The organism is Brevibacillus halotolerans (genome assembly GCF_026891775.1).
In the GTDB taxonomy this organism is placed as follows: domain Bacteria; phylum Bacillota; class Bacilli; order Brevibacillales; family Brevibacillaceae; genus Brevibacillus_B; species Brevibacillus_B halotolerans.
Map to the genome: position 1 here is coordinate 254,944 of NZ_JAPTNK010000002.1, position 25,206 is coordinate 280,149.

At 41.6% G+C, this 25,206-nt stretch carries 24 protein-coding genes; all 24 read left to right on the top strand.

Annotation, left to right across the window (positions count from 1 at the left end):
• The first annotated feature begins 229 nt into the window (after positions 1–229).
• The 24 genes from O0550_RS04120 to flgG all read left to right on the top strand — a co-directional run bounded on the left by O0550_RS04120 (position 230) and on the right by flgG (position 25,187).
• Entirely contained in the window at positions 230–1,417 is a 1,188-nt protein-coding gene (locus tag O0550_RS04120) for an outer membrane protein assembly factor BamB family protein (protein ID WP_003336891.1), read from the top strand.
• 507 nt (positions 1,418–1,924) lie between these two features.
• Positions 1,925–2,815 (top strand): AlbA family DNA-binding domain-containing protein, encoded by an 891-nt coding sequence (locus O0550_RS04125; protein ID WP_003341411.1) that lies wholly within the window; start codon positions 1,925–1,927, stop codon positions 2,813–2,815.
• 36 nt (positions 2,816–2,851) lie between these two features.
• Complete coding sequence (locus O0550_RS04130; RefSeq protein ID WP_258425674.1) at positions 2,852–3,913, top strand: hypothetical protein; 1,062 nt, start codon at positions 2,852–2,854, stop codon at positions 3,911–3,913.
• 207 nt (positions 3,914–4,120) lie between these two features.
• Entirely contained in the window at positions 4,121–5,281 is a 1,161-nt protein-coding gene (gene sucC, locus O0550_RS04135) for an ADP-forming succinate--CoA ligase subunit beta (protein WP_003341407.1), read from the top strand.
• 54 nt (positions 5,282–5,335) lie between these two features.
• Positions 5,336–6,238: a succinate--CoA ligase subunit alpha gene (gene sucD, locus O0550_RS04140; RefSeq protein ID WP_003336895.1), complete on the top strand. Its 903-nt coding sequence runs from the start codon at positions 5,336–5,338 to the stop codon at positions 6,236–6,238.
• A 142-nt stretch (positions 6,239–6,380) separates the two neighbouring features.
• Complete coding sequence (gene dprA, locus O0550_RS04145; RefSeq protein WP_258425675.1) at positions 6,381–7,469, top strand: DNA-processing protein DprA; 1,089 nt, start codon at positions 6,381–6,383, stop codon at positions 7,467–7,469.
• An 84-nt stretch (positions 7,470–7,553) separates the two neighbouring features.
• Complete coding sequence (gene topA, locus O0550_RS04150; RefSeq protein WP_003341403.1) at positions 7,554–9,632, top strand: type I DNA topoisomerase; 2,079 nt, start codon at positions 7,554–7,556, stop codon at positions 9,630–9,632.
• Positions 9,633–9,692: 60 nt separating this feature from the next.
• On the top strand, positions 9,693–11,006 hold the full coding sequence (gene trmFO, locus O0550_RS04155) for an FADH(2)-oxidizing methylenetetrahydrofolate--tRNA-(uracil(54)-C(5))-methyltransferase TrmFO (protein WP_258425676.1): 1,314 nt from the start codon (positions 9,693–9,695) through the stop codon (positions 11,004–11,006).
• Positions 11,007–11,067: 61 nt separating this feature from the next.
• On the top strand, positions 11,068–11,994 hold the full coding sequence (xerC, locus tag O0550_RS04160; protein ID WP_258425677.1) for a tyrosine recombinase XerC: 927 nt from the start codon (positions 11,068–11,070) through the stop codon (positions 11,992–11,994).
• A 6-nt stretch (positions 11,995–12,000) separates the two neighbouring features.
• Positions 12,001–12,552, top strand: a complete 552-nt coding sequence (gene hslV / locus O0550_RS04165) for an ATP-dependent protease subunit HslV (RefSeq protein WP_003336900.1) — start codon at positions 12,001–12,003, stop codon at positions 12,550–12,552.
• A 6-nt stretch (positions 12,553–12,558) separates the two neighbouring features.
• Positions 12,559–13,959 carry an ATP-dependent protease ATPase subunit HslU gene (gene hslU, locus O0550_RS04170; RefSeq protein ID WP_003336901.1) on the top strand — a complete coding sequence of 467 codons (1,401 nt, stop codon included), beginning with the start codon at positions 12,559–12,561 and terminating at the stop codon, positions 13,957–13,959.
• 57 nt (positions 13,960–14,016) lie between these two features.
• Positions 14,017–14,796 carry a GTP-sensing pleiotropic transcriptional regulator CodY gene (codY, locus tag O0550_RS04175; protein ID WP_003336902.1) on the top strand — a complete coding sequence of 260 codons (780 nt, stop codon included), beginning with the start codon at positions 14,017–14,019 and terminating at the stop codon, positions 14,794–14,796.
• 345 nt (positions 14,797–15,141) lie between these two features.
• Complete coding sequence (gene flgB, locus O0550_RS04180; RefSeq protein ID WP_003336904.1) at positions 15,142–15,552, top strand: flagellar basal body rod protein FlgB; 411 nt, start codon at positions 15,142–15,144, stop codon at positions 15,550–15,552.
• A gap of 3 nt (positions 15,553–15,555) precedes the next feature.
• A complete protein-coding gene (gene flgC / locus O0550_RS04185) occupies positions 15,556–16,017 on the top strand; it encodes a flagellar basal body rod protein FlgC (protein WP_003336905.1) in 462 nt (153 codons plus the stop codon).
• Between the two features lie 19 nt (positions 16,018–16,036).
• Entirely contained in the window at positions 16,037–16,339 is a 303-nt protein-coding gene (gene fliE, locus O0550_RS04190) for a flagellar hook-basal body complex protein FliE (protein WP_003336906.1), read from the top strand.
• A 37-nt stretch (positions 16,340–16,376) separates the two neighbouring features.
• Positions 16,377–17,951, top strand: a complete 1,575-nt coding sequence (gene fliF, locus O0550_RS04195) for a flagellar basal-body MS-ring/collar protein FliF (RefSeq protein ID WP_003341395.1) — start codon at positions 16,377–16,379, stop codon at positions 17,949–17,951.
• A gap of 12 nt (positions 17,952–17,963) precedes the next feature.
• Positions 17,964–18,977 (top strand): flagellar motor switch protein FliG, encoded by a 1,014-nt coding sequence (gene fliG / locus O0550_RS04200; protein ID WP_003336908.1) that lies wholly within the window; start codon positions 17,964–17,966, stop codon positions 18,975–18,977.
• Positions 18,961–19,797 carry a FliH/SctL family protein gene (locus O0550_RS04205; protein ID WP_176489402.1) on the top strand — a complete coding sequence of 279 codons (837 nt, stop codon included), beginning with the start codon at positions 18,961–18,963 and terminating at the stop codon, positions 19,795–19,797. Before fliG ends, O0550_RS04205 begins: the two co-directional genes overlap by 17 nt.
• Positions 19,794–21,116 carry a flagellar protein export ATPase FliI gene (gene fliI / locus O0550_RS04210; RefSeq protein WP_101668690.1) on the top strand — a complete coding sequence of 441 codons (1,323 nt, stop codon included), beginning with the start codon at positions 19,794–19,796 and terminating at the stop codon, positions 21,114–21,116. The genes O0550_RS04205 and fliI overlap by 4 nt, the downstream gene beginning before the upstream one ends.
• A gap of 1 nt (position 21,117) precedes the next feature.
• On the top strand, positions 21,118–21,570 hold the full coding sequence (gene fliJ / locus O0550_RS04215) for a flagellar export protein FliJ (RefSeq protein WP_035318512.1): 453 nt from the start codon (positions 21,118–21,120) through the stop codon (positions 21,568–21,570).
• A gap of 14 nt (positions 21,571–21,584) precedes the next feature.
• Positions 21,585–22,487 (top strand): MotE family protein, encoded by a 903-nt coding sequence (locus O0550_RS04220; RefSeq protein ID WP_181748001.1) that lies wholly within the window; start codon positions 21,585–21,587, stop codon positions 22,485–22,487.
• 56 nt (positions 22,488–22,543) lie between these two features.
• The gene (locus O0550_RS04225) at positions 22,544–23,878 is read left to right on the top strand and encodes a flagellar hook-length control protein FliK (RefSeq protein ID WP_258425678.1); all 1,335 of its coding nucleotides are present in this window, start codon (positions 22,544–22,546) and stop codon (positions 23,876–23,878) included.
• Between the two features lie 25 nt (positions 23,879–23,903).
• A complete protein-coding gene (locus O0550_RS04230) occupies positions 23,904–24,308 on the top strand; it encodes a TIGR02530 family flagellar biosynthesis protein (protein WP_022584396.1) in 405 nt (134 codons plus the stop codon).
• Positions 24,309–24,389: 81 nt separating this feature from the next.
• Complete coding sequence (flgG, locus tag O0550_RS04235) at positions 24,390–25,187, top strand: flagellar basal body rod protein FlgG (RefSeq protein WP_003341384.1); 798 nt, start codon at positions 24,390–24,392, stop codon at positions 25,185–25,187.
• Positions 25,188–25,206 lie beyond the last annotated feature (19 nt).

Genomic DNA, 25,206 nt, shown 5'->3' on the forward strand with positions numbered 1-25,206 from the left:
AATGACCATCTTCACCCATCTTTACTAATATTCAGACAAAAGTCCTAAGAAAGAATGGGTGAAATTACCTGACAATAAACGGTAGACTCACCTAGCAATTTACAGTATATTCAAAAGGAAATCACGCACGTTTCTGGTAGTAAACCCATCATTTTCTGTGCGTATAGTCGGAATAAAAGCATAACATGATCAATTCATTAAAAACCTGTGGAAGAGAGAGGGAATTAACATGAAAAAACAGAATAGAATCCAACTGTTAGTAGCGGGAACCATGATTTTGTCTTCAGTGGTAGTACCTCAGGCAATTTTGGCTAAGCCTGTAGCCGTGAAGCCAGTTCAAACAACAACAGCCTTTACGCAAGGAACAGGTTATCACGCTGGTAGCTATGATTATCAAGCAGCACAACCTTCTACATATAACTGGACCCGCCAATCGCGTTATAATGTTGCTCCTAACCCAGTTGAGAAATGGTCGATTACATCAGGAAAATCTATCAAATCCTCACCTGTAGTTACAGCTAATGGCACGATATACGTAACCTCTAATGGGGGAGAGTTTTATGCATATCAAAACGGGCGCATTAATTGGAAAACTCTGCTCAAAGGCGATCTGACCAGTAGTGTAATTGGGAAGGATGGAACGATTTATACGGGGTCGACTGAACACCTCTTGTTTGCTGTTTACCCAAGCGGAGTGAAAAAGTGGGAGAAACGTACGGTTGGTGAAGTAACTACATCCCCTGCTCTTGGTTCAGATGGCACGATTTATGTAGGAACGGGCGATGGCAAACTACAAGCTTTTAACGAGAATGGTTCCGAGAAATGGACATTTAGCTCAAAAGCCCCAGTAACGACAGCGCCAATCATTTCAAAGGATCAAGTGGTTTATGTAGGAAATTCTGACGGTAAATTATATGCTGTTCATGCAGCATCAGGAAAATCGAAATGGACATTGGCATTGAATGCTCCAATGAAGCAATCTCCGGTTATCGGAAATGATGGTACGCTTTATTTGGGTACGGAAGATGGAAAGATATACGCAATTGCATCCAATGGGAAAGAAAAATGGTCTACTTCTGTTGGAAAAAAAATAACCTCATCCCCTGCTATTGATTCTAATGGAACACTTTACGTTGGAACAGATAGCGGTATGTTTTTTGCGTTAGATTCTAAAAACGGGAAAACCAAGTGGTCCTATAATGGAGGACATCAAATTGAATCGGCACCAATCCTTGACGCCAATGGAGTGATTTACATGGTAACAGGAAACGGTGTGCTGCGTGCGCTTGATCAAAAAGGAAATCGAATTTGGGAATACAACATGAAAGACAATACGGTATCAGCACCTGCTATCGGTGCAGATGGTACTATTTATCTTGTGTCTCAAAATGGACGTGTGACGGCTGTTGGCAAGTAACAGATTATAAAAAATAGGCAAGAGGCTAGCCTACACATATGGATTGATTGGGAATCACTTATGGTTGTTAATGAGTGATTCCCTTTTTGGTATGGATCAAAAATTCGATAACGGATCGGTATGAAGAAGCATCGTATTAGGAGACCACCCATATTTTCCAGCTTTTGATCATGTTTCAGATATACAAATGCCAGACTGGGTAGACTATTTAATGAAACAATATTTTTAAATACGTTCATTTTCAGAAAAGCGTTCCATTGTGGGGCGCTTTTTCTGTTAACAAAACAGTAAGAACGAAGAAATTGAAATCAAATCAGCTTTTGTCTTTGTTTTGTAATATTACTTTAGTATGATAAGAAAAATTAATTGAAATGAGTATAGATAACATAAACTAAAAAGGAATAAGAATGTAAGAGCAAGGAGCCTTCTTACAGGATGAATGATTGAACAAAAAGTCTGCATAATGAACATCTTCATAAAAACACTAGAGGGGCAACGAGGTGAATGATGAAAACCTTATGTACTTTTCTTGCCGAGATCCATCGTGTCTCGGAAAATGAAATTCTGTTTGATTTGTTCCATGATCGTCTTCCTTCTCTCCATCCGATGCTGCTTAAACGGTTACTTGTATTACCGCGTATCTATTTTGACTTCCTTATTGAAAAAGGGGTTATGCAGGTAAGAGGAGTGGATACTTATCAGCCTGCCTATCGCAACAGTGTCGCAGTTGGGATGAACATGAAATCGTTAGGAAGCACGGTTTTATTCGATATGTGTTTTTCTAAAGAAACCTATCAGCTATGGCAGAAAATGGATGCAGTTATTGAAGATATATCATTACCGGCCGATCTATTTGAGGATTATGTTTATCGACTAGGAGCACTGAGTCGTTTTCGCCATCTTGGCAGGCTGGATGACCCAATCATCGCTACTAAGCTGGGTGAGAACGATATGATTGAATTTAAACAGGACTTCTTACATTCAAAGCAAGCGATCATCAAAGCGATTGTCGCCTTTGCCAATAGTAATAATGGAAATATATTTTTAGGGATTAGCGATGATTCAAAGATAATAGGTGTTAACGATGAGCTTGCCCATTATGGTGATCCAGATAAATACTTACTTGCTATTACCCAATATATTCAAATTAAAACTACGCCGATATTACATCCTTTTCCAAAAATCTCGTTACGGGAGGTTGAGGGGAAATTTGTAGTTAGTATATTCGTAGAGGTTGGTAATGAATTGATATGCGGACTAGATAAAAATAATGAAAAATATGTCTCCATTCGAACCAACAATCGCTCCTTTATTGTGAAGGACCCTCATCAAATCGGCGAAATTTATGTAAAGCGTAGATTAGGCAGCGATATAAGCCGTCGTCTAGGACTGCTGTAGATAGACAACATAGAAGTAGATTAGGAGGGGACATGCGTGAAAAAAAGCTGGCATGTTTGCTTAATGTCCGTTATATGGACTTGTCTTGTCGTTGTTGGGTGCTCCACGCAATCAAACGGCTATGGGTCTGAGGAAAAAGTAGACCTTTCACAGGTTTTTCAGGCATTGGAAGGAGTCTCTGTCCTCACTACAACAGGACAAGAAATACCACTATCTATAGAAGAATTCGAGAAAAACTTCACCGGCCGTCGTCTATCTTTGATGATGTCAAAGGATAGGCTGAAGGATCAGGAAGTTAAATTTAGACTAATTGCCTATAGACAAAAAGAGGCTCCACTGGTTTTAGAGGTTGGCGAGCAGGGCTTCACCTATGCAAACAATACATATCGAGGTGAAAATGCCAGCGTCTTCTACCAAACCGCACGTAAGCAACTCGGGCTAGCTATCATAAAAGTTCAAGAATTGGATGGGGTAGAATTCAAAGCACTGGATTTACCCCAATCCAAAACCTTAACAGTGAAAGGGACAGTAGCTCAGGAGGCTATCAGGTTGTTAGCAGATAGCAAAATGGTAGATCAACCTGTCCAGGCTTACCCGATCTATCCTTCCTTTCAGATGAAATATCCTCAGCGACCGAGTGAACCTCATTATGAACTGCTTCAACCAACATTGCTTCGCTGTGTGGTAGGAAGGGAAACGATATATTACAAAACAAATCCTTCCTTGTATCAACTCATATCTAAGTTATTGCCAGATAGTCCTAAAAAGTCAGTATGGGAGGAATTATATGAAGCAACACAATTAGAAGCAGAGGATATCCGAGCTCACGACAATAAACGAGAAGCCTATCTTATCAAACAAAATCTGATACAGCAGGGCAAAATTCATCAAGTCATTCGTGTGCTTTCACGTACCCAGCCTTCTACTTCTACCATGTGGCGACAAGAAGACAGCCCCCATACATCATTGAACCTAACCTTTTCTCTCAATAAAAAACGATATCCGATGAAGATAGAAGGAAATTATGTTTTTTATCAAGGGAAGAAATACTATTGGCCTAATTTACAAGCGAATATAGAGGCTATTCTGTTTACGTGAGAAGACTAAATAATTTACTGAGTTCATAAATGATAACGTACCATTAAGTGAGTGACTTTTTTCATATCTTATCGTAAAATAAATACGTCATAACATTGACACTTTTTGTCCGACCAGAGCTTTTTAGGGCTGGTTTTTGCTTGGTCTAGCAAGAAATTATACTTTTGCTCACCATTATTGATTCAAACTGCCATAGGAGGTTGCAGAATGAACATTCATGAGTATCAAGGAAAACAGATACTAAAACAATACGGAGTAAAGGTACCGGAAGGCCGAGTAGCTTTTTCCGTAGATGAAGCAGTGAAAGCAGCAGAAGAGCTTGGCACCCAGGTCGTAGTGGTAAAAGCACAAATCCATGCTGGTGGTCGCGGAAAAGCTGGTGGTGTTAAGGTCGCTAAGAATCTGGATGAAGTTCGTACATATGCAAACGAAATTCTTGGTAAGGTCCTTGTAACCCACCAAACAGGTCCAGAAGGCAAAGAAGTTAAGCGCTTACTAATTGAGCAAGGCTGTGACATTAAGAAAGAATATTACGTAGGGGTAGTAGTGGATCGTGCCACCAATCGCGTTGTCATGATGGCATCAGAAGAAGGCGGTACGGAGATTGAAGAAGTAGCAGCTCATACACCTGAGAAGATCTTTAAAGAAGTAATTGATCCTGTTACGGGTTTACTACCATTCCAAGCTCGTCGCTTGGCTTTTGCGATCAATATTCCTACTGAGTTAGTTAATAAAGCAGCTAGTTTCATGATGAGCTTATATCAAGCATTCGTTGACAAGGATTGTTCCATCGCTGAAATTAACCCCCTAGTTGTCACAGGTGACGGCGAAGTAATGGCTTTAGATGCAAAATTAAACTTTGATAGCAATGCCCTCTATCGTCATTCTGATGTAGTGGAATTACGTGACTTAGAAGAAGAAGACGAAAAAGAGATTCAGGCCTCTAAATATGATCTATCCTATATCGCTCTGGATGGTAACATTGGTTGTATGGTAAATGGTGCTGGTTTAGCAATGGCAACCATGGATATTATTAAATTCTATGGCGGCGATCCAGCTAACTTCCTTGATGTTGGGGGCGGTGCGACAGAAGAGAAAGTAACGGAAGCTTTCAAGATCATTCTGTCAGACCCTAAGGTGAAAGGTATCTTCATCAATATCTTTGGCGGTATTATGAAATGCGACATTATCGCGAGCGGTGTAGTAGCAGCGGCGAAACAAGTAAGTTTAGACAAGCCTCTAGTCGTTCGTCTGGAAGGTACAAACGTTGAGCTTGGTAAACAAATTCTGAAGGACTCAGGATTAGATATCGTTGCAGCTGATTCCATGGCTGATGGAGCCGAGAAAATCGTTGCTCTCGTAAAGTAGCATGTTGTCCGTTACAGAAGCAAGAAGACGATAAAAAGGTGGGAAACATACGCGATGAGTATTTTAATTAATAAAAATACGAAAGTGATTACACAGGGGATTACAGGCTCTACAGCTTTGTTCCATACTCGCGGTGCTGTTGAATACGGAACACAAATGGTAGGTGGAGTACGCGCTGGAAAAGGTGGACAAGAAGTAGACGGGATTCCAATTTTTGATACCGTTGTGGAAGCTGTAGAAAAAACAGGAGCCACTGTCTCTGTAATCTACGTACCGCCAGCAGGTGCAGCAGATGCCATCATGGAAGCAGTAGATGCCGATCTTGATTTAGTTATTTGCATTACCGAAGGAATTCCTGTTCTTGATATGGTTAAAGTAAAACGCTACATGGAAGGCAAAAAGACGCGTTTAATCGGTCCGAATTGCCCAGGGGTCATTACTCCAGGAGAATGTAAAATTGGGATTATGCCAGGATATATCCATACTCCAGGCAAAGTGGGGATTGTATCCCGCTCTGGTACGTTGACATATGAAGCAGTTCATCAAACAACAACCCGCGGTATGGGCCAATCAACAGCAGTTGGTATTGGTGGCGACCCAGTAAACGGCACTAACTTTATCGATGTATTAGCACTATTTAATGAAGATCCTGATACAGAAGCGGTTATTATGATCGGAGAAATTGGGGGTACAGCAGAAGAGGAAGCGGCTGAATGGATTGCAGCTAACATGAAAAAGCCGGTGGTTGGATTCATCGGTGGTCAAACAGCTCCTCCAGGGAAACGTATGGGTCATGCAGGAGCGATTATCTCAGGTGGTAAGGGAACAGCCGCTGAGAAAATTGCTAAACTAGAGGAATGCGGTGTACGTGTTGCTAAAACTCCTGCTGTTATCGGTGAAACATTAGTAGAATTCCTGACAGAAAAAGGAATGCTAGATAAAGTAATGAGTAAATAATTGATTACAAAAAGTCAACAAGCTGAACTACTCCAAAACAAGACTTGGAGACATGTTTGGGTTTGCTTGGCTTTTTGTTTTTTATTTTTGTGCTCCCCCTCTTACTCTTTTTATAATGAAGAAAAAGAAAGAGTGAAGGTAGATGAAAGTGCTAGAGGAACGTGATTGGGTATATACATTGAGTAGACAGCGTGGAGTAGGAAGAAAAACGTTGTGGGCTATATATGAAGAAAAGAGAGGCTTTGAACCTCCTTATAACCTAAATTGGTTCGAGAAAAGAGAGGAAGACGGGAGATTTCTTACTAGTCTCACTGCAAAACAGGTGTATGAGGATAAAATAGAAAGGGAACGGAAGGAAATCCAATTTATTACATATTGGGATCAAGAGTATCCAGAGAATTTACGCGAAATACCTGACCCTCCCATCCTTTTATATTATCGTGGGAATTTGGAGTTGCTGCATAAAATCTCGATTGGAGTTGTGGGAACAAGAAATCCTTCAGCTTATGGTCGAGATGCTTGTAAGATGTTGGTGAGTGGTTTAGCAAAATCTGGCATGGTCATTGTGTCGGGGGTAGCGAAAGGAATTGACACCATAGCGCATCAAACTGCACTCCAACATCGGGCGGAAACCATTGGTGTTCTTGGAAACGGACTGGACCGGATTTATCCCGCGCAAAATAGGGTATTATATACGCAAATGGCACAGCATGGATTGCTTGTATCTGAATATTCAGAAGCGACAGCTCCGAGGACTGGTTTTTTTCCTGAACGCAATCGGATTATTAGCGGACTTTGCTGGGGGACAATAGTTGTGGAGGCAGCAGAGAAAAGCGGATCACTTATTACAGCTCGTTGTGCCTTGGAACAAAATAGAGAGGTATTTGCTATTCCTGGTTCCATCTTTGCTAAAGGAAGTGAAGGGACTCATTCCTTAATTAAAGAAGGAGCGAAATTAATAGGTTCATTAGAAGATATCATAGAGGAACTACCTTATCATTTACAAGCTACATTCCAGAAAAAATCTGTAGATACGAAGGCGATAGATTTATCAACAGGTGAAATAGCACTATTGTCAAGTATGCAGGAGAAGAGTCTTCATATCGATGAGATCAGGGGTAAAATAGCAAAGGAATTTCAGAGTGATTTTCATATTTTTTTACTTTTATTGGTAGGAAAAGGTTTGGTTGAAGAGGAAGCTGGACAATTTTATAGAAGAAGAGAAGTGTAGAAGGAAAATATTAGAAGTTTGACAAATGGATATCCCGTATTGAATAATAGGGGAGATTCATTTTGTAAGGGGGAAAAAAATAGAATGGCTGATACTCTCGTTATCGTCGAGTCCCCGGCGAAAGCAAAGACGATAGGTAAATATCTGGGCAGCAAATATGTCGTGAAAGCGTCAATGGGCCATGTGCGCGACCTCCCTAAAAGTCAAATGGGGGTTGATGTTGGTAACCATTTTGAACCCAAATACATAACCATTCGTGGTAAAGGTGACATTTTAAAAGGATTGAAAGATGCAGCTAAGAAAGCGACTAAAGTATATCTCGCAGCCGACCCGGATCGTGAAGGGGAAGCTATTGCTTGGCATTTAGCCACATATCTTGGTCTTGATATGACAAAGCCTCTACGTGTAGTGTTTAATGAAATCACGAAAGAAGCTATTAAAGATGCATTTAAGCATCCAAGACACATTAATATGGATTTGGTTCACGCTCAACAAGCTCGCAGAATTTTAGACCGTCTCGTGGGCTATAATATTAGTCCTATCTTATGGAAAAAGGTACGTAAGGGCTTGAGTGCAGGTCGTGTACAATCTGTAACAGTAAAAATGATAAACGATCGAGAAAAAGAGATTCAGAAGTTTATTCCTGAAGAGTATTGGACGATTACTTCTACATTAGAATCCAATAAAAAACCATTTGAAGCTCGTTTTTATGGATATGCTAACGAAAAGGTAGAACTCTCTTCAGAAGAGAATGTCCAAGAGATTTTGAGAAAAATCAAGAAAGACGAATACAGAGTCGTAAAAGTGCAGAAGAAGGAACGCAAGCGTCATCCGGCTCCTGCGTTTATCACGAGTTCCTTGCAACAGGAAGCCGCTCGTAAGCTTAATTTCCGTACTGCTAAGACGATGATGATTGCTCAACAACTATACGAAGGTATTGATTTAGGCAAAGAAGGTACAGTCGGTTTAATTACGTATATGCGTACTGACTCAACACGCGTATCCCAAATCGCTCAAGACGAAGCGAAGGAATTCATAAACAATCATTATGGGCAGGAGTTTTCTGTAAAGGAACCTCGTCAAGCACCGAAGAAGGAAAATGCTCAGGATGCTCATGAAGCAGTTCGCCCCACGTCTGTCTTACGTACGCCTGATGACATGAAGGAATACTTAAGTCGAGATCAACTGCGATTGTATCGCTTAATATGGGAACGCTTTTTAGCAAGTCAAATGGCCTCAGCCGTTCTCGATACAATGAGCGTAGACATAGAAAACAATGGTGTGATGTTTCGTGCCAGCGGTTCTAAAGTACAATTTGCAGGCTTTATGAAAGTATATGTTGAGGGAAATGATGACGGTTCCAATGAAGATGATAAGCTGTTACCTCCAATCGAGGAAGGGCAGCTTCTATCTGAGAAAGCCATTGAACCAAAACAGCATTTTACACAGCCACCGCCGCGTTATACGGAAGCAAGATTGGTCAAGACGTTAGAGGAAAACGGAATTGGTCGTCCATCCACCTATGCTCCTACTCTAGAAACAATTCAAAAGCGTGGATACGTGGCTTTAGAAGAGAAGAGGTTTATACCTACCGAGCTTGGTCAGATCGTCATCTCTTTGATTGAAGAGTTTTTCCCTGAGATTTTAGATGTAGAATTTACATCTGGAATGGAAGGTGGGCTTGATCAGGTTGAGGATGGGATAGCAGACTGGGTAAAGGTTCTCGATTCTTTCTATCAAGGCTTCTCTGAACGGGTTAAAGTTGCAGAAGAAGAAATGAAGGAAGTGGAGCTAAAGGATGAGGTGTCTGATGAGATTTGTGAGCTATGCGGTAAGCATTTGGTTTACAAATTAGGGCGCTTCGGAAAATTCCTCGCTTGTTCTGGGTTTCCAGACTGTAGAAATACCAAACCAATTGTTAAGCATATCGGTGTTAAATGCCCTAGCTGTAAAAGTGGTGAGGTAGTTGAGCGTAAAAGCAAAAAGAATCGTATTTTCTATGGATGTACCAACTATCCGGAATGTGAATTTTTGTCCTGGGATAAACCAATTTCCAGACCTTGTCCAAAGTGTGGCGAGTTGCTTGTTGAAAAGAAACGAAAAAAACAAGGCGTAAATATTGTCTGCACAAAATGTGATTACGAAGAAGAAGGGGATTCTTAGAACTTTTTAGTTCTATTCCCCTGATTAATTAAATAGTAGGTATAGAGAGGATTTTTCACCATGACACAACCTTTTGTAACTGTGGTTGGAGCAGGTCTTGCCGGAAGTGAAGCTGCTTGGCAAATCGCTCAGGCTGGTGTTGCTGTAAAGCTGTACGAAATGAGACCGGTTAAGCAAACTCCTGCGCACCACACAGATAAATTTGCTGAATTGGTTTGCAGCAATTCGCTTAGAGCTAATTCATTAACCAATGCCGTTGGGGTTTTAAAAGAAGAAATGCGTCAATTTGATTCTGTAATCATGAAGGCAGCCGATCAATGCCAGGTTCCTGCTGGTGGGGCCTTGGCTGTTGACCGTCATGAATTTGCAGAGTATGTTACGGAAGCAGTACGTAACCATCCGTTAATTGAGGTACTTAATGAAGAAATTACGGAGATTCCTGAGGGAATTGTGATCGTTGCATCTGGTCCGCTTACTTCTCCAGCACTTTCCGATAAATTAAAGCAGCTTACGGGAGAAAAGTATCTGTATTTCTATGATGCAGCGGCCCCTATTATTGAGAAGGATTCAATTGACATGGAAAAAGTGTTTGTTGCTTCTCGGTATGATAAAGGGGAAGCGGCATACCTAAACTGCCCTATGAACGAAGAGGAATTTAATCGTTTTTATGATGCATTAATTTCTGCTGAAACCGTTCCTCTAAAGGAATTTGAAAAAGAGGTCTTTTTCGAAGGGTGCATGCCGATTGAGGTCATGGCTTCTCGCGGGCGGCAAACCATGCTGTTTGGTCCGTTGAAACCAGTAGGGCTAATAGACCCACGTACTGGGGAACAACCACATGCTGTTATTCAGTTAAGACAAGACAATAGCGCTGCAACTTTGTATAACATAGTAGGCTTTCAGACTCATTTGAAATGGCCAGAGCAAAAGAGGGTTTTTCAATTGATTCCAGGATTGGAAAATTGTGAAATCATTCGCTATGGAGTTATGCATCGCAATACATTTATCAACTCACCAAAGTTGCTACGACCAACTTATCAATACAAAGATAGAGATAGTTTGTTTTTTGCTGGACAGATGACCGGTGTTGAGGGATATGTTGAGTCTGCGGCTTCTGGGTTACTAGCAGGTATCAATGCAGCGCGTCTTGCTAAGGGTGAAGAGCAAATCATTCTTCCGGTTGAGACCGTAATGGGCAGTATGGCACATTATATCACAACAACCAACGCCAAACATTTCCAGCCAATGAATGCTAATTTTGGTCTTTTACCAAGTTTAGGAATTAAAATCAGGAACAAAAAGGAAAAAAACGAAAAGCTTGCTGAACGTGCGCTTGGCAGTATTCAGAATTTTACACATAAAAGACATAATTAAAGTTGTTTCATTGTTTACCACTATGTTACTATATATGTGATTTGGGAGGAGTACATCTCAGATGGACAATTCATCAGAGTTTTCCGTATGGATCACATCTTACATCCATTACCTAAAGGTGGAAAAAAACGTCTCTCCTCATACGCTGAAGCAATACGTAGCAGATATCAATGAATTTGTCGTATTTATGAAACAGCAACAAATCAATGAATTTGCTGCTGTTTCTTATTTACATGGTCGGTCTTTTTTAGCTCATCTTGCGAGAAAAGGTCTTTCCCGTCGAAGTATTGCGAGAAAGCTGTCTAGCTTGCGGAGCTTCTATCGCTTTTTAATGCGTGAAGAGCATTTGGATCAAAATCCTTTCCAAATGGTTTCTACACCAAAAGTAGAGAAGAAGCTACCTACCTTTATGTATCCGCATGAAATAGAAGCTCTATTGGGAGTAGTTGATACATCTACACCGCTTGGTCTTCGTGATTTCCTTATTATGGAACTTTTATATGCAAGTGGAATGCGCGTGTCTGAATTGGTAACAATGTCTATTAATGATGTTGACCTTCAGAATGGAATTGCTCTTGTGTTCGGTAAAGGTGCTAAGGAAAGATATGTGCCAATTGGGAGTTTTGCTATCAAAGCTATGCAAGAATACTTACAGGCAGGACGTCCGAAGTTATTAGCCAAGGCTGAAAAAGATAACCCAATACTCTTGTTAAATTATAGGGGAACCCCTTTATCTGATCGTAGTGTGCGCCGAATGGTAGATAAGTATCTACAGCAAGCAGCCCTTCATCTAGGGATTTCACCGCACAGTTTCCGTCATTCTTTTGCAACTCATTTACTAAATGCAGGGGCAGATTTGCGGACGGTACAAGAGCTATTAGGACATGTGAATATCTCCACTACACAAGTATACACTCACATTACAAAAGAAAGATTACGAGAGGTATACGATATTGCACATCCGCGTGCAAATTTTCACAGGGGGTGAACGACTATGGAACAATTTCATGCTACAACCATTTTTGCCGTCCAGCATAAGGGTGAAGCGGCGATGGCAGGAGACGGTCAGGTTACGTTTGGCAACAGTATGGTAATGAAAAATACAGCCAAAAAAGTACGAAGACTATATCGAGAGGAAGTTATGGCAGGATTTGCTGGCTCTGTAGCTGATGCAATTACTTTGTTTGAACTTTTTGAAGGCAAACTGGAAGAGTATCATGGGAATTTACAGAGAGCGGCGGTCGAGCTAGCTAAAGAATGGCGTTCTGATAAAGTATTGCGCCGTTTGGAGGCCATGATGATTGTTTGTAACCGCAAACATCTTCTTTTAATCTCAGGTAATGGTGAAATTATTGAACCGGACGACGGCATACTAGCCATCGGGTCAGGCGGAAATTTTGCCCTTGCAGCGGGACGGGCTTTGAAAAAATATGCACCAGAGCTTACTGCTAGACAGATTGCTGAAGCCAGTCTTTTAACAGCCGCTGAAATTTGCGTCTTTACGAATACGAATTTAGTAATTGAAGACATGAAAATGGAAGGGTAGGGAGAGATGTCCTTGTTATTAAATTGGGAGCAATTGACCCCCCGCTTGATTGTAGAACATTTGGATAAATACATTGTAGGGCAGCAGCAGGCCAAACGCGCCATTGCTGTAGCGCTTCGCAATAGATATCGTCGTAGTCGCTTGCCGGAACAAATTCGGGATGAAGTGATTCCTAAAAATATCTTGATGATTGGACCGACTGGAGTCGGGAAAACGGAGATTGCGCGTCGTATCGCAAAGCTAACCGGAGCTCCGTTTATAAAAGTAGAAGCTACAAAATATACAGAAGTCGGTTACGTAGGTCGCGATGTAGAATCGATGGTACGCGATTTAGTGGAATCATCTATCCGAATTGTCAAAATGGAAAAGATGGAAAAAGTCAAGGAACAGGCGGAGAAAAATGCTGAAGAAGCGCTAGTTCAGCTTTTACTTCCTTCAAAGAAACCGCAAAACAACTTTAAGAATCCTTTTGAGATGTTATTTTCTAACCAGCAACAAACCGAAAAAAGCGATCAGGAAGATCCAACCCTAGAGCAACGACGAAAACAAATGGCCTGGAAGCTAGCGGCAGGTCAGCTTGAGGATGAACAGATCGAAATAGAAGTAGAAGATCAGTCACCGTCCATGTTCGATATGTTGCAAATTCCTGGTGCAGAGCAGATGGGGAATCAGATGCAGGAAATGTTTGGGAGCTTAATGCCTAAGCGAACCAAAAAACGCACGCTGACCATCCGAGAAGCACGTAAAATCTTGATTCAACAAGAAGCTCAAAAGCTGGTGGATATGGATGAAGTGACTCAAGAATCAATAGCTCGAGCTGAACAATTTGGGATTATCTTTATCGACGAGATTGATAAAATCGCCGGAAAGGATAGTCGTGGGCCTGACGTGTCACGAGAGGGAGTCCAACGTGACATTTTACCGATTGTGGAAGGCTCTACGATTATGACCAAGTATGGACCAGTGAAGACAGATTATATGCTTTTCATGGCTGCTGGAGCGTTCCATGTAGCCAAACCATCTGATCTTATTCCGGAATTACAGGGGCGTTTCCCGATTCGAGTAGAGCTTTCAAGCCTGAAAGCCGAAGATTTTATAAGAATATTGACAGAACCTAAAAATGCATTAATTACACAATATCAAGCCCTTTTGGAAACGGAAGGAATTAAAATTGTGTTTTCTGAAGATGCTATACATGAGATAGCACGATTGGCAACAGAGGTGAATCAAAGTACCGATAATATCGGAGCAAGAAGACTTCACACCCTATTAGAAAAATTGCTTGAGGATTTATCTTTTGAAGCAACAGAAATTAACCTGAGTGTGATTAATATTACCGCTCAATATGTACAAGAAAAGTTAAATAGCATTGTACAGAATCGCGACCTAAGTCAATACATTTTATAGAGAGAAATATATATATTGGCGATCTATTTGTGAGAAGATGTCAGGAGGAAATATACGATGGATTTACTAACAAAAACTAGAAGGATTAACCGTATGCTTCAAAAAACGGCTGGTAACGCGGTTAATTTTAATGAAATGTCAAGCGTACTAAGTGACGTTATTGATGCAAATATTTTCGTTTTAAGTAGAAAAGGAAAATTACTGGGATATGCAATTGCACAGGAAATCGACAATGATCGTATTCGCAAAATGCTTGAAGATCGCCGTTTCCCAGAAGAATATAGCAATGGTCTATTAAAAGTTGAAGAAACATCTGCAAACCTTGATGTAAACAGTCCACATAGTGCTTTCCCAGTGGAAATGAAAGAAGTATTCCCTACAGGTTGGACTACAATTGTTCCAATTATGGGTGGCGGAGATCGATTGGGTACATTGATCTTGGCTCGTGTAAATAAAGAATTTGTTGAAGGTGACCTAATTCTAACTGAAGTGGGCGCTACTGTAGTAGGGATGGAAATTTTGCGTGAACGTGCTGAGGCAATTGAAGAAGAAGCGCGCAGCAAAGCTGTTGTACAAATGGCTATTGGCTCATTGTCCTATAGTGAACTTGAAGCGGTTGAGCATATTTTCCAAGAACTAGATGGGAAAGAAGGCCTACTTGTTGCTTCCAAAATTGCTGACCGCGTAGGTATTACGCGTTCTGTAATTGTTAACGCTTTGAGAAAATTAGAGAGTGCTGGTGTTATTGAATCACGTTCTTTGGGTATGAAGGGTACATTTATTAAAGTTCTAAATGGCAAACTTCTTCCGGAATTAGAAAAGCTTAAAACGCCATAAACTGACATAAAACCCAGTTGTTATGCGCTTTGTTGAAAAATGAAGAAGGAGGTCTATTGACCTTCTTCTCTTTTTTTTCATATTTATCACTTAGTTATATAGTATTCACAATAAGTATTCACATTATTAATACATTTATGAAACGAATGTGACAAAATTGGTAAAAAGCACTGTTTTTATAGGCATTTTAACCAATTGAGACTTTTGTAACATTTTTCCTAGTCCTAGTAAGATAGGGCTTTCTTAGTAGTTTTCTTCATGGTATTATAGGTGCGTGTTAGATGTCGAATTGCAAAGAAAATAGAAGAAAAATGTAAGCTTAGGCACAAAGGAGGGGAGAGAAACTTGATTCAATCTACGCAATTAAATGTACTAGAAAACTCATTGGACGCCGCTATGCTTAGACAAAAAGTGATTGCCAACAATATTTCTAACATTGATACTCCTCATTTTGAGAGCAAGCATGTAGTATTTGAAAGCTTGCTGAAGGAGGCATTGGAAGGAAATAGTGGTCGAACCTTAGAAGCATATCGAACGAATCAGAGACACATTCCATTTGGCACAGGTTTAGGTAATATCCCTCAGGCCCGGACCATAACGAACAACCAGACATCAATTCAAAATAATGGAAACAATGTGGACATTGATTTTGAAATGAGCCAACAGGCCAAGAACACCATTTGGTATAACGGTCTAGTTCAGCTAACAAATGGATACTTTACGAAACTGAAGAGTGTTGTTGAGGGAGGAAGATAGTAGATGAGTCTGTTTCGTGGAATTGATACAAGTGCCTCTGCCTTGACTGCCAATCGGCTAAGGCTGGATACGATTGCTTCTAATATCGCAAATGCCAATACGACTCGTGGGAAATTCGTAAATGGGGCGTGGCAACCGTACCGACGTAAGATGGTAGAATTATCACCAAGAACAGGAGAGTCATTCGACAATCTTCTACAAGCAGCGGTCGGGAATGTAGCAGGTCGTCAGGAATCTGGGGTACATGTTACCGGGATTAAAGAGGACAATAGTCAATTTCAAAGGGTCTATAATCCTGAACACCCGGACGCGGACCTAGATGGCTACGTCCTGATGCCTAATGTAGACGTGACAAAAGAAATGGTTGACATGATTTCTGCTTCTAGGTCTTATGAGGCAAATGTTACAGCTATGAATGCATTAAAGGGCATGATGCAAAAAGCACTAGAGATTAATGGTAAATAATAAAGGGGTTGACTGACAGTTGGAAATTAATAACATAGGTTCAGTCATAAATGCACAGCCGCTACAACAAGTAAAAAATACAGCTTCACCGGCTGAAGTAGCGCGCAATTTCTCGGCCTATATGACCGATGCCCTTGATCAGGTGAATCAGGCGCAATTAGTTTCAGAAGAAATGGCAATAAAATATGCCGCAGGAGAAGTGACCGATGTCCATCAGGTGATGGTAGCGGGTCAAAAAGCTTCTCTCATGTTACAAATGACGATGCAAGTACGTAACAAAGCGATCGAAGCATATCAGGAAATCATGCGCATGCAGGTGTAAGGTTCCAAACGGGTATGCAGCTCTGTAGAGGTGAACCATGAACGAACGTTTATTGTTATATCGAGACAAGATAAAGACAATGTGGGACAAGCTCACGAAAAAACAAAAATTATTGATAGGTGCTTCAGCTCTTTTCCTACTTATCGCGCTTTCCCTTTATTTATACATAGCTTCTCGTCCTGTATATGTAAATTTATATGACAGATTGAGCGAGCAAGAAGTTGGTGCGATAAAACAAGAACTAGAAGCAAAAAACATCCCATATCGTTTAACTGGAAATGGGACAGGTATTCAAGTGCCGCAAACAATGGCGCAAGATGTCATAGTTGATTTAGCAGCTCAAGGAATTCCTAAGGATGCTGGGATCAGCTCTGAAATCTTCTCTAATAATATGTTTGGCATGACCGATCGCCAGTTTGAAGTGATGAAGAAAGATGCTCTTCAACAGGAGATTCGAAAAATCTTGGAAAAAGTCAAAGGGGTTCGTACTGCCCAAGTTATCCTAACCATGCCGGAAGAAACCACGTTTGTCACGGACAACACAGATAAAGCCACAGCATCAGTCATGGTAGAGGTAGACCCAAGTACTCAATTAAACGATGCACAAATCAAATCTTTGTATCATATTGTTTCACGCTCAGTGAAAAACTTACCTGTAGAAAACATAACGATTACCGATCAGTATTCCAATACATTGGAGTTAGCTGGTAAAGAAGAGGGCAATTCACTTACTGCTTTTGAACAGCAAGAACGGATACGTAACAAAGTAGAAAGAGAAATACAGAAGAACTTATTCAACATGCTATCCACCATTATGGGCCGAGATAAAGTTGTCGTACATACAATGGTACAAATGGATTTCTCAAAAGAAAACCGTGTAGAAAATTTAGTTTCACCTGTTGTAAATGATGAAGGTATTATAATTAGTTCTCAAAAATTATCAAAAGCATATACCGGACAAGGAACTCCGCCGATCGGTGGTGTAGCCGGTACAGGTGATAACCAAGTTGGCAGTTATCAGTCTGCTACAACTCAAGGTAGCAATAGTGAATATGAAGAGCTGTCTGATACTGTCAATCGTGAAGTAAATCGTATAACGAAGAACGTAACCGCTAGTCCATATCAAATTGTCGATATTTCTATCAACGTTGGGGTTGAGCCTCCAAATGGAGGAACGTTGGATGACGCTACCAAAGAAAACATACAAAAAGTAATTGGTAATGTTGTTCGTGTAGCCGTCAGCAATAAGAATTTACCCGATGATGAAGTGAACAAGCGTATTTCTGTTTTTGCAAAACCGTTCTCCGGAAACCAAGATGATAACAACAATGGCTTCTTTACTCCAACCGTGATGTATGGAGTCGGAGCAGTAGCTTTATTAGCCATAGGAGCACTTGCGTTTATGCTTATTCGTCGACGCAAACAGCAAGAGCAAGAAGAGGAAGAGTTCGAAGAGGAATTTCCGTTTACTCCATCGCCTGATATTCCAGATCTATCTTCTTTGGAAGATGATACAGATGAAGCGGTGGTTCGTAAACAGCTGGAAAAATTGGCTCGAAGCAATCCAGACGAGTTCGTCGTTCTGCTTCGTACGTGGCTAGCAGAAGACTAAGGAGTGAGTATAGTGGCTCGTGTCGCAAAAGAGTTAACTGGAAGGCAAAAAGCTGCGATTTTGCTCATTTCGCTTGGTCCAGATGTCTCGGCACAGGTATTTAAGCATTTACGTGAAGATGAGATTGAACAGCTTACACTGGAAATTGCCAGTGTACGTAAAGTGGATCATGAAGAAAAAGGCAAAATTCTAGCAGAATTCCATCAGATTGCAGTTGCCAAGGAAGTAATAGCACAAGGTGGTATTACCTACGCAAAGGAAATTTTGGAAAAAGCATTAGGAGAAAACAAAGCGCTAGATATCTTGAACCGATTGACAGCCAATTTGCAAGTGCGCCCGTTTGACTTCGCTAGAAAAGCGGACCCTAGTCAAATCCTTAACTTTATTCAAAATGAACATTCACAAACCATTGCATTGGTTCTAGCTTATCTAGAACCGCAGCAATCTTCCATGATCTTGTCATCACTGTCGCAGGATCGTCAGGCAGATGTAGCTAAACGGATAGCTTTAATGGATAGTACATCTCCAGAGGTAATTGCCCAGGTAGAACAGGTATTGGAACAAAAACTTTCTGCAACTGTAACCCAAGATTACACACAAGCGGGTGGCATTGAATCAATCGTAAACATCTTAAATGGTGTTGACCGTAGTACAGAACGAACCATCCTTGATTCACTGGAGATTCAAGACCCAGAGCTTGCGGAAGAGATCAAAAAACGCATGTTTGTATTCGAAGACATTGCTACACTGGACAATCGTTCCATTCAACGTGTTATTCGCGATGTGGACAACAACGATTTACAGCTTGCGCTTAAAGTGGCAAGTGAAGAAGTTCGCGAAACGGTTTTCCGCAACATGTCCAAACGGATGGCAGATACCTTCAAAGAAGAAATGGAGTTTATGGGACCTGTGCGATTGCGTGATGTTGAGGAGGCACAATCCCGGATTGTTGCTACTATTCGTCGCTTAGAAGAAGCTGGAGAAATCATCATCGCCCGCGGTGGAGGAGATGATATCATTGTCTAGGATTTTTAAGGCAAATCGATATGTCCAGTCTGTAGATGCCTATGTACTTGAAGTAACTCAGAAAATGAATGCTGCTTTACAAGTACAGACGGATGAAGTAGACGAAATGTTGCTGGAAAATAAAGTTTTTGATCATCAGAAACTTGAAGAAGAAGCGAAAGCCATTATACGAGATGCGGAAGAGCTAGCTGAAAGTATTATGGCTGATGCTTCTAATCAAGCAGAGCAATTGCGCGAGCAAGCACGGCAGGAGATAGCCGAGTGGTGGGAGCAAAAGCAAAAAGAAGCAGAGGAAATGGCGCAGCAGACTAAGGAAATGGCTCGTGAGGAAGGATACGCTCTTGGTCAGGAGCAGGGCTTAGAGCAGGCACGTCTTGAACAGGAGGAAAATGTTCAAAAGGCTAAGGATGTTTTAACGCAAGCTTATGAGACCAAAGAGAAGGTTATAGCGGAAGCCGAGCCATTTTTAGTAGAACTGAGCTTAGATATCTCTCGTAAAATCATTCATGATGAGCTGACGCTGGCACCTGAAAAGGTCGTTGAGATTGTTCGACAGGCTTTAAAAAGCTCACGCTCGCATGGAGAAGTATCTATTTTGGTGAATCACAAACTGTATCCATTTGTCGAAGAACACCGTGAACAATTGCTTTCGTTAATCGATGGACAAGCGGAACTAGGCATTTATCCAGATTATGCCGTTGAAGATGAAGGTTGCATTATTCGGACAGCCTACGGAAGCGTGGATGCCAAAATTGATACCCAACTAAAAGAAATCAAACAAATTCTGATGGACGTAGCGCGGGGAAGTGAATCCCAATGATTACATTAAACGCAGAAAAATATAAAGTTGCTATGCAAACAATCACGCCTCACCGGATAAATGGCAAGGTGACACAGGTAGTGGGACTCACTGTAGAATCCCAGGGACCTGAAGCTAAGTTAGGTGAGATTTGCATGATTGAATCGCCTCATCACAAAGAGCCAATTATGGCTGAGGTGGTGGGGTTTCGAGATACAAAGGTTCTATTAATGCCACTTGGTGATTTGTCGTACATCGGTCCTGGATGTGATGTAGTAGCTACAGGTAGACCTTTATCAGTGAAGGTAGGACCCGAAATTTTAGGAAGTATTCTTGACGGTTTAGGTCGTCCTTTATCAAATGAGTCGCTTCCCTATGGACTAACGAACTATCCAACTGATAACATGCCACCTAACCCATTGACAAGACCGAGAATAGCAGAACCCCTAAGTTTAGGTGTTCGAGCTATAGATGGCTTATTGTCAATGGGAAAAGGTCAGCGTGTAGGTATCTTTGCCGGCTCTGGGGTAGGAAAAAGTACTTTGATGAGTATGATTGCTCGCAATACGACTGCTGACATTAATGTTATTGCTCTTGTCGGAGAGCGTGGACGTGAAGTGCGGGACTTTATCGAGCGAGATTTGGGCGAAGAGGGATTAAAACGGTCTGTTGTTGTAGTTGCTACATCAGATCAACCAGCAATGATTCGTATTAAAGGTGCGATGATTGCTACTGCGATTGCTGAATATTTTAGAGATCGTGGGCTTAACGTGATGTTAATGATGGATTCTGTGACACGTTTTGCTATGGCTCAGCGTGAAATTGGTCTCGCCATTGGTGAACCACCAGCTACACGCGGATATACCCCGTCTGTATTTGCTATGTTGCCTAAGCTACTGGAACGTTCAGGTACATCAGACAAAGGCAGCATTACCGCTTTGTATACCGTATTGGTTGACTCTGATGATATGAATGATCCAATAGCCGATGCTGTGCGGGGGATATTAGATGGTCATATTGTGTTGGATCGCAAAATTGCCCAACGAGGGCATTTTCCTGCGATTGATATTTTGCAAAGCGTGAGTCGGGTAATGAGTGAGATTTGCACTCCACAGCACTTACAAGCAGCTCAGGAATTAAAACGACACATGGCTACATATAAAGAGGCAGAGGATCTAATTAATATTGGAGCGTACAAGACGGGAACGAATCGAGAAATTGATGCCGCTATTCGTCATAGAGAGACGATTCGGGCATTTACGGCACAGGGTGTTAATGAGCCCTCCGATTTTGATACGACTCTGCAAGCATTAACCGCTCATTTTGGGAGTGTGATGTAACGTGAAGCCTTTTCGCTTCCATATGCAAAAAGTACTTGATTTAAAGGAAAAAGAAACAGAACAAGCACAATGGGCATTTGGTCGATCGGTACAACAAAAACAACAAGAAGAGCAAAAGCTATATCGACTTGTTGATAAGCGAAATACGATGTCCGATTCGCTTGTGGATATGCAACATTCTGCATGCAGCGCATCTGACTTATTAGCAGTAACGAGATTTCAGCAGGTAGTTGACCGCCAGATTGAAACGCAAAGACGCCGCATCATTGGTTGTGATAAAGAAATTGAGCGATGCAAGGAGAAATTGCACTACCATTTGCAAGAATCCAAGCTGTGGTCAACCCTGCGTGATAAAGCGCAAACCAAATATATAGAATGGCAAAACCAAGTAGAACAAAAAGAAATGGATGAGATCGGCACAAATCGATTCCTCCGACAATTGAAGCAGGTGTGAAAGGAGGCGTCTTCATGGAAGAGGAAATCCAGGAGGAACGCGAGTATAACAGGCTAGAGTGGCTCTTATACATCATTGTTATTCCTGCCTTATTTGCTAGTTTGTTAGCTGGAATCTTGGCAAGCCTCCTTGGCTACGATGTCGTGGGAAGCGTAAAAGATTGGCTAAATAACATTCCATATGTAGAAAAGCTGATACCAGACGATACACCAACTAGCCAAACGGTAGAAGGTAGCAAAGAAGATAGCAAAACGGAAGCAAAAAAAGCTCAGGTAAATGAGGAGGCAGCTAAGAGCAAACAGGCTGCTGATCAATTGCATAAAGAGGTAAGCCAAAAAGATAGCACGATTGCATCTTTACAAAAACAAATCGCGAATCTACAAAAAGCAACGGAAGAAAAGCGCATAGAAGAGGAAGAAAGACAAAAACAGTTTCAGGATTTAGCTAAGATATACAGCACTATGTCGGCTAAAAATGCAGCTGCGATCGTAAGTAATCTTAGCAAGGAGGAAGCCGTTGTTGTTCTTTCCAAAATGAAGACAGATCAACAGGCTCAGCTACTGGCGAAGATGGACCCAAAAAAGGCCGCGGATATTTCTATTCTGCTAAAGGATAATCAAATTTCCAAGGATGATGACATAGCAGCCTTACAACAGCGGGTCCAAATTTTAACGAAAGCCTTAAGTGAAACTAGGGAATCAAGCAAAATAGATGCAGAGAAGTTAATGAAAAGCTTTGAATCTATGAATGCAGGAGATGCATCTAAAATTTTAATCTCACTGTATAAAATTAATTCAGAACGTGCTTTAAGCGTACTGGGACAAGTATCTGACAATAAACGGGGCGAGTTTCTAAGTGAAATTAGCAAGACAAACCCCGAATTAGCAGCGCGCTTGACGAATGCGTTGCCTCGATGAAGTACAAATGTTCTTCATCGTTTACATAGCAACGAAATTATATAGGAGGTGATTAGATGAATATTGGAAACATGCAAGCTGTGATGCCTATGGGACCTGCCACAACAGGAGCGGCTCCACTAGTAAATGGAGGACAGGCTTCTGTTGCCGGCCAGGAGCAAGGAATTTTTTCTTTGCAATTAGGCTTAGCGGTTGGAGCCTTTACTAACATGTCTGAAGTGGAGTTTCCGGGTCTTTCTGATGAAGATGCAAGTGCTTTGGAGGATCTGATGGCGATGCTTCAGCAGTTGCTAGGAGCCAATCAACAGATGCTCTTGCCACAGGAACAGCAAATCAGCGTAGAGGATGGACAAGCTGAGGAAGCTACTGCCGGCAAGCTTCCAATCATCACACTCACAACGAATGAAGGAAAACAAACCTTACTTCAAGCATTAACAGCACAGGGAATGTCTGCGGAGGATGCTAACAAATTAACTGATTTGTTGCAGAAGCTACCGTCGATGACTCCTGATCAAGCAAAGGGAGATTATCAAAAATTGCTTGAAACCGTGCAAAAAACGCTGGGACAAATGGGGATTTCCTTACAAAAGGATGGGGCTTTAGAAGAGCAACAATCCGTATTGGCTACTCCTCAATTGAAAAAGCAGTTGATGCCTACTACAGCTAATCGAGTAGAGGTTTCCAACCAAACTCCTACTCAGATGAAACCCGTTCGAGTTCATCATGCACTGAGCCAATATGGTCAGGAAGCGGGTATTCAGGTGAAATCGTTCCAAGCTACCATGCAGGAAGCAATCACACCAGTAGCTATGAACCAAGAGACCGTTGATGGAGACGTAGATGCGACCGCTCAACTTCACGTGGAGAACATTTCAGCTACTCCGGTACAAAAGCAATCAACTACAGCACCGGAAATGAGAAGCTTCCCTGTTCGAGCAGAACAGATGCCACAGCAGGTTACGGATATATTTGTCCGTCAGCTAAAAGTAGGAACACTCCAAGGGGTAACGGAAGCAAAGCTAATCCTTTATCCACAGGAGCTAGGTAAAGTTGATGTGCGTATTAGCTCACACAATGGTGTGATTACCGCTCACTTTATTGCCGAATCCAAACATGGCAAAGACATGCTGGATCAACAAATGGCTCAGCTTAGAACCGCTTTTGCTCAGCAGGGGATACAAGTGGATAAGCTGGAAGTAAGCCAACAAAACACTAATTCCACATTCTCATTTGATCAGGACAAAGGAAATGGTGGTCAGCAGGCTCGTGAGCAATCACAGGATCAAGGTACACAGAACGAGCAAGCAGAAGCTTCCTTTGACAGTGTTCTCGATAGCGAGCGTGAAAGCAGTAGAAGGCTAGGAGCATCTCGCGTAGACCTGAACGCATAAAGGGTATAAGGATGGAGGGATAGCTTTGAACCATCATATACGTGTAGGAAGCACCTATTATCCTTCGCGGCTCTCCACTCCTAAGAAGACGGGAGCTTCGCAACCAGCGACTAAGCCATTTGATCAATGGCTTTCTGATTCCTTAACGGCCCAGCAGAGTCAGAGCTCCTCTCCAAAAGCCCTCTCCTTTAGCCAGCATGCGGTACAGAGGATGCGTGAGAGTGGTATTGAGCTGCAACCAGAAGATATGCAGCGGTTGGAGAGTGGGTTTCAAAAGGCGAGGGACAAAGGAGCACGAGAGTCCCTAATCTTAATGGATAATGTCGCCTATGTCGTAAGCATCTCGAATCACAAGGTAATTACGGCTATGGATGAAAGCCGAATGAAGGAAAATGTATTTACCAATATTGACAGTGCAGTCTTTGTATAAATAGGGCCGGCCCTCATGTAGGAAGCCCACGGGTTGCCAAATGACTGAGGTAATCCATAAATGAAAAAGGGAGGTTTATTGATGATTCGTTCGATGTATTCCGGTGTATCCGGCATGAAGGGTTTTCAAACAAAATTAGATGTAATTGGTAATAATATTGCTAACGTGAATACGGTTGGTTTTAAAAAGAGCCGTGTCATGTTCCAGGATATTTTAAGCCAAAAGGTTGGTAGTGAATCAGGACCATCTGAAACACGCGGTAGTGTTAATCCAAAGCAAATAGGTTTGGGAACCACAGTTGCTGCCATTAACGTCGTTCACTCTGTTGGTAGCCCAATGACCACGAATTTGACATCTGATTTATCTATTGAAGGTGATGGATTCTTCGTGGTTTCGGATGGAGAGAATAAATATCTGACTCGTGCCGGTAACTTTGAACGCGATGTTGAGGGATTTCTTGTTAACCCACAAGGAATGAAGCTACTAGATGAGACTGGACAACCTGTTCAGATTGAGAGAGATAATGTAGTGTCTTATTCAATTGGTTCTGATGGGGTAATCACTACTGTTGGGAACGATCAACAAGTACAAACAGCTGCTACAATAGGTATGGTTACAGTTCCAAATCCAGGGGGATTAGAAAAAGTGGGTGGTTCCCTATTTAAAACGACAGTAGCATCAGGGAACATTGAAATGGAAACGACTACTCCAACAGCGGCTAACTCTAAAATTCTCTCAGGTCAACTTGAAATGTCCAACGTAGACCTAAGTGAAGAGTTCACTGAAATGATTGTTGCACAGCGTGGTTTCCAAGCGAATTCCCGTATTATCACCACTTCCGACACCGTTTTGGAAGAGCTGATTAACCTAAAACGCTAGGTAACAGCTAGTAGTAAGA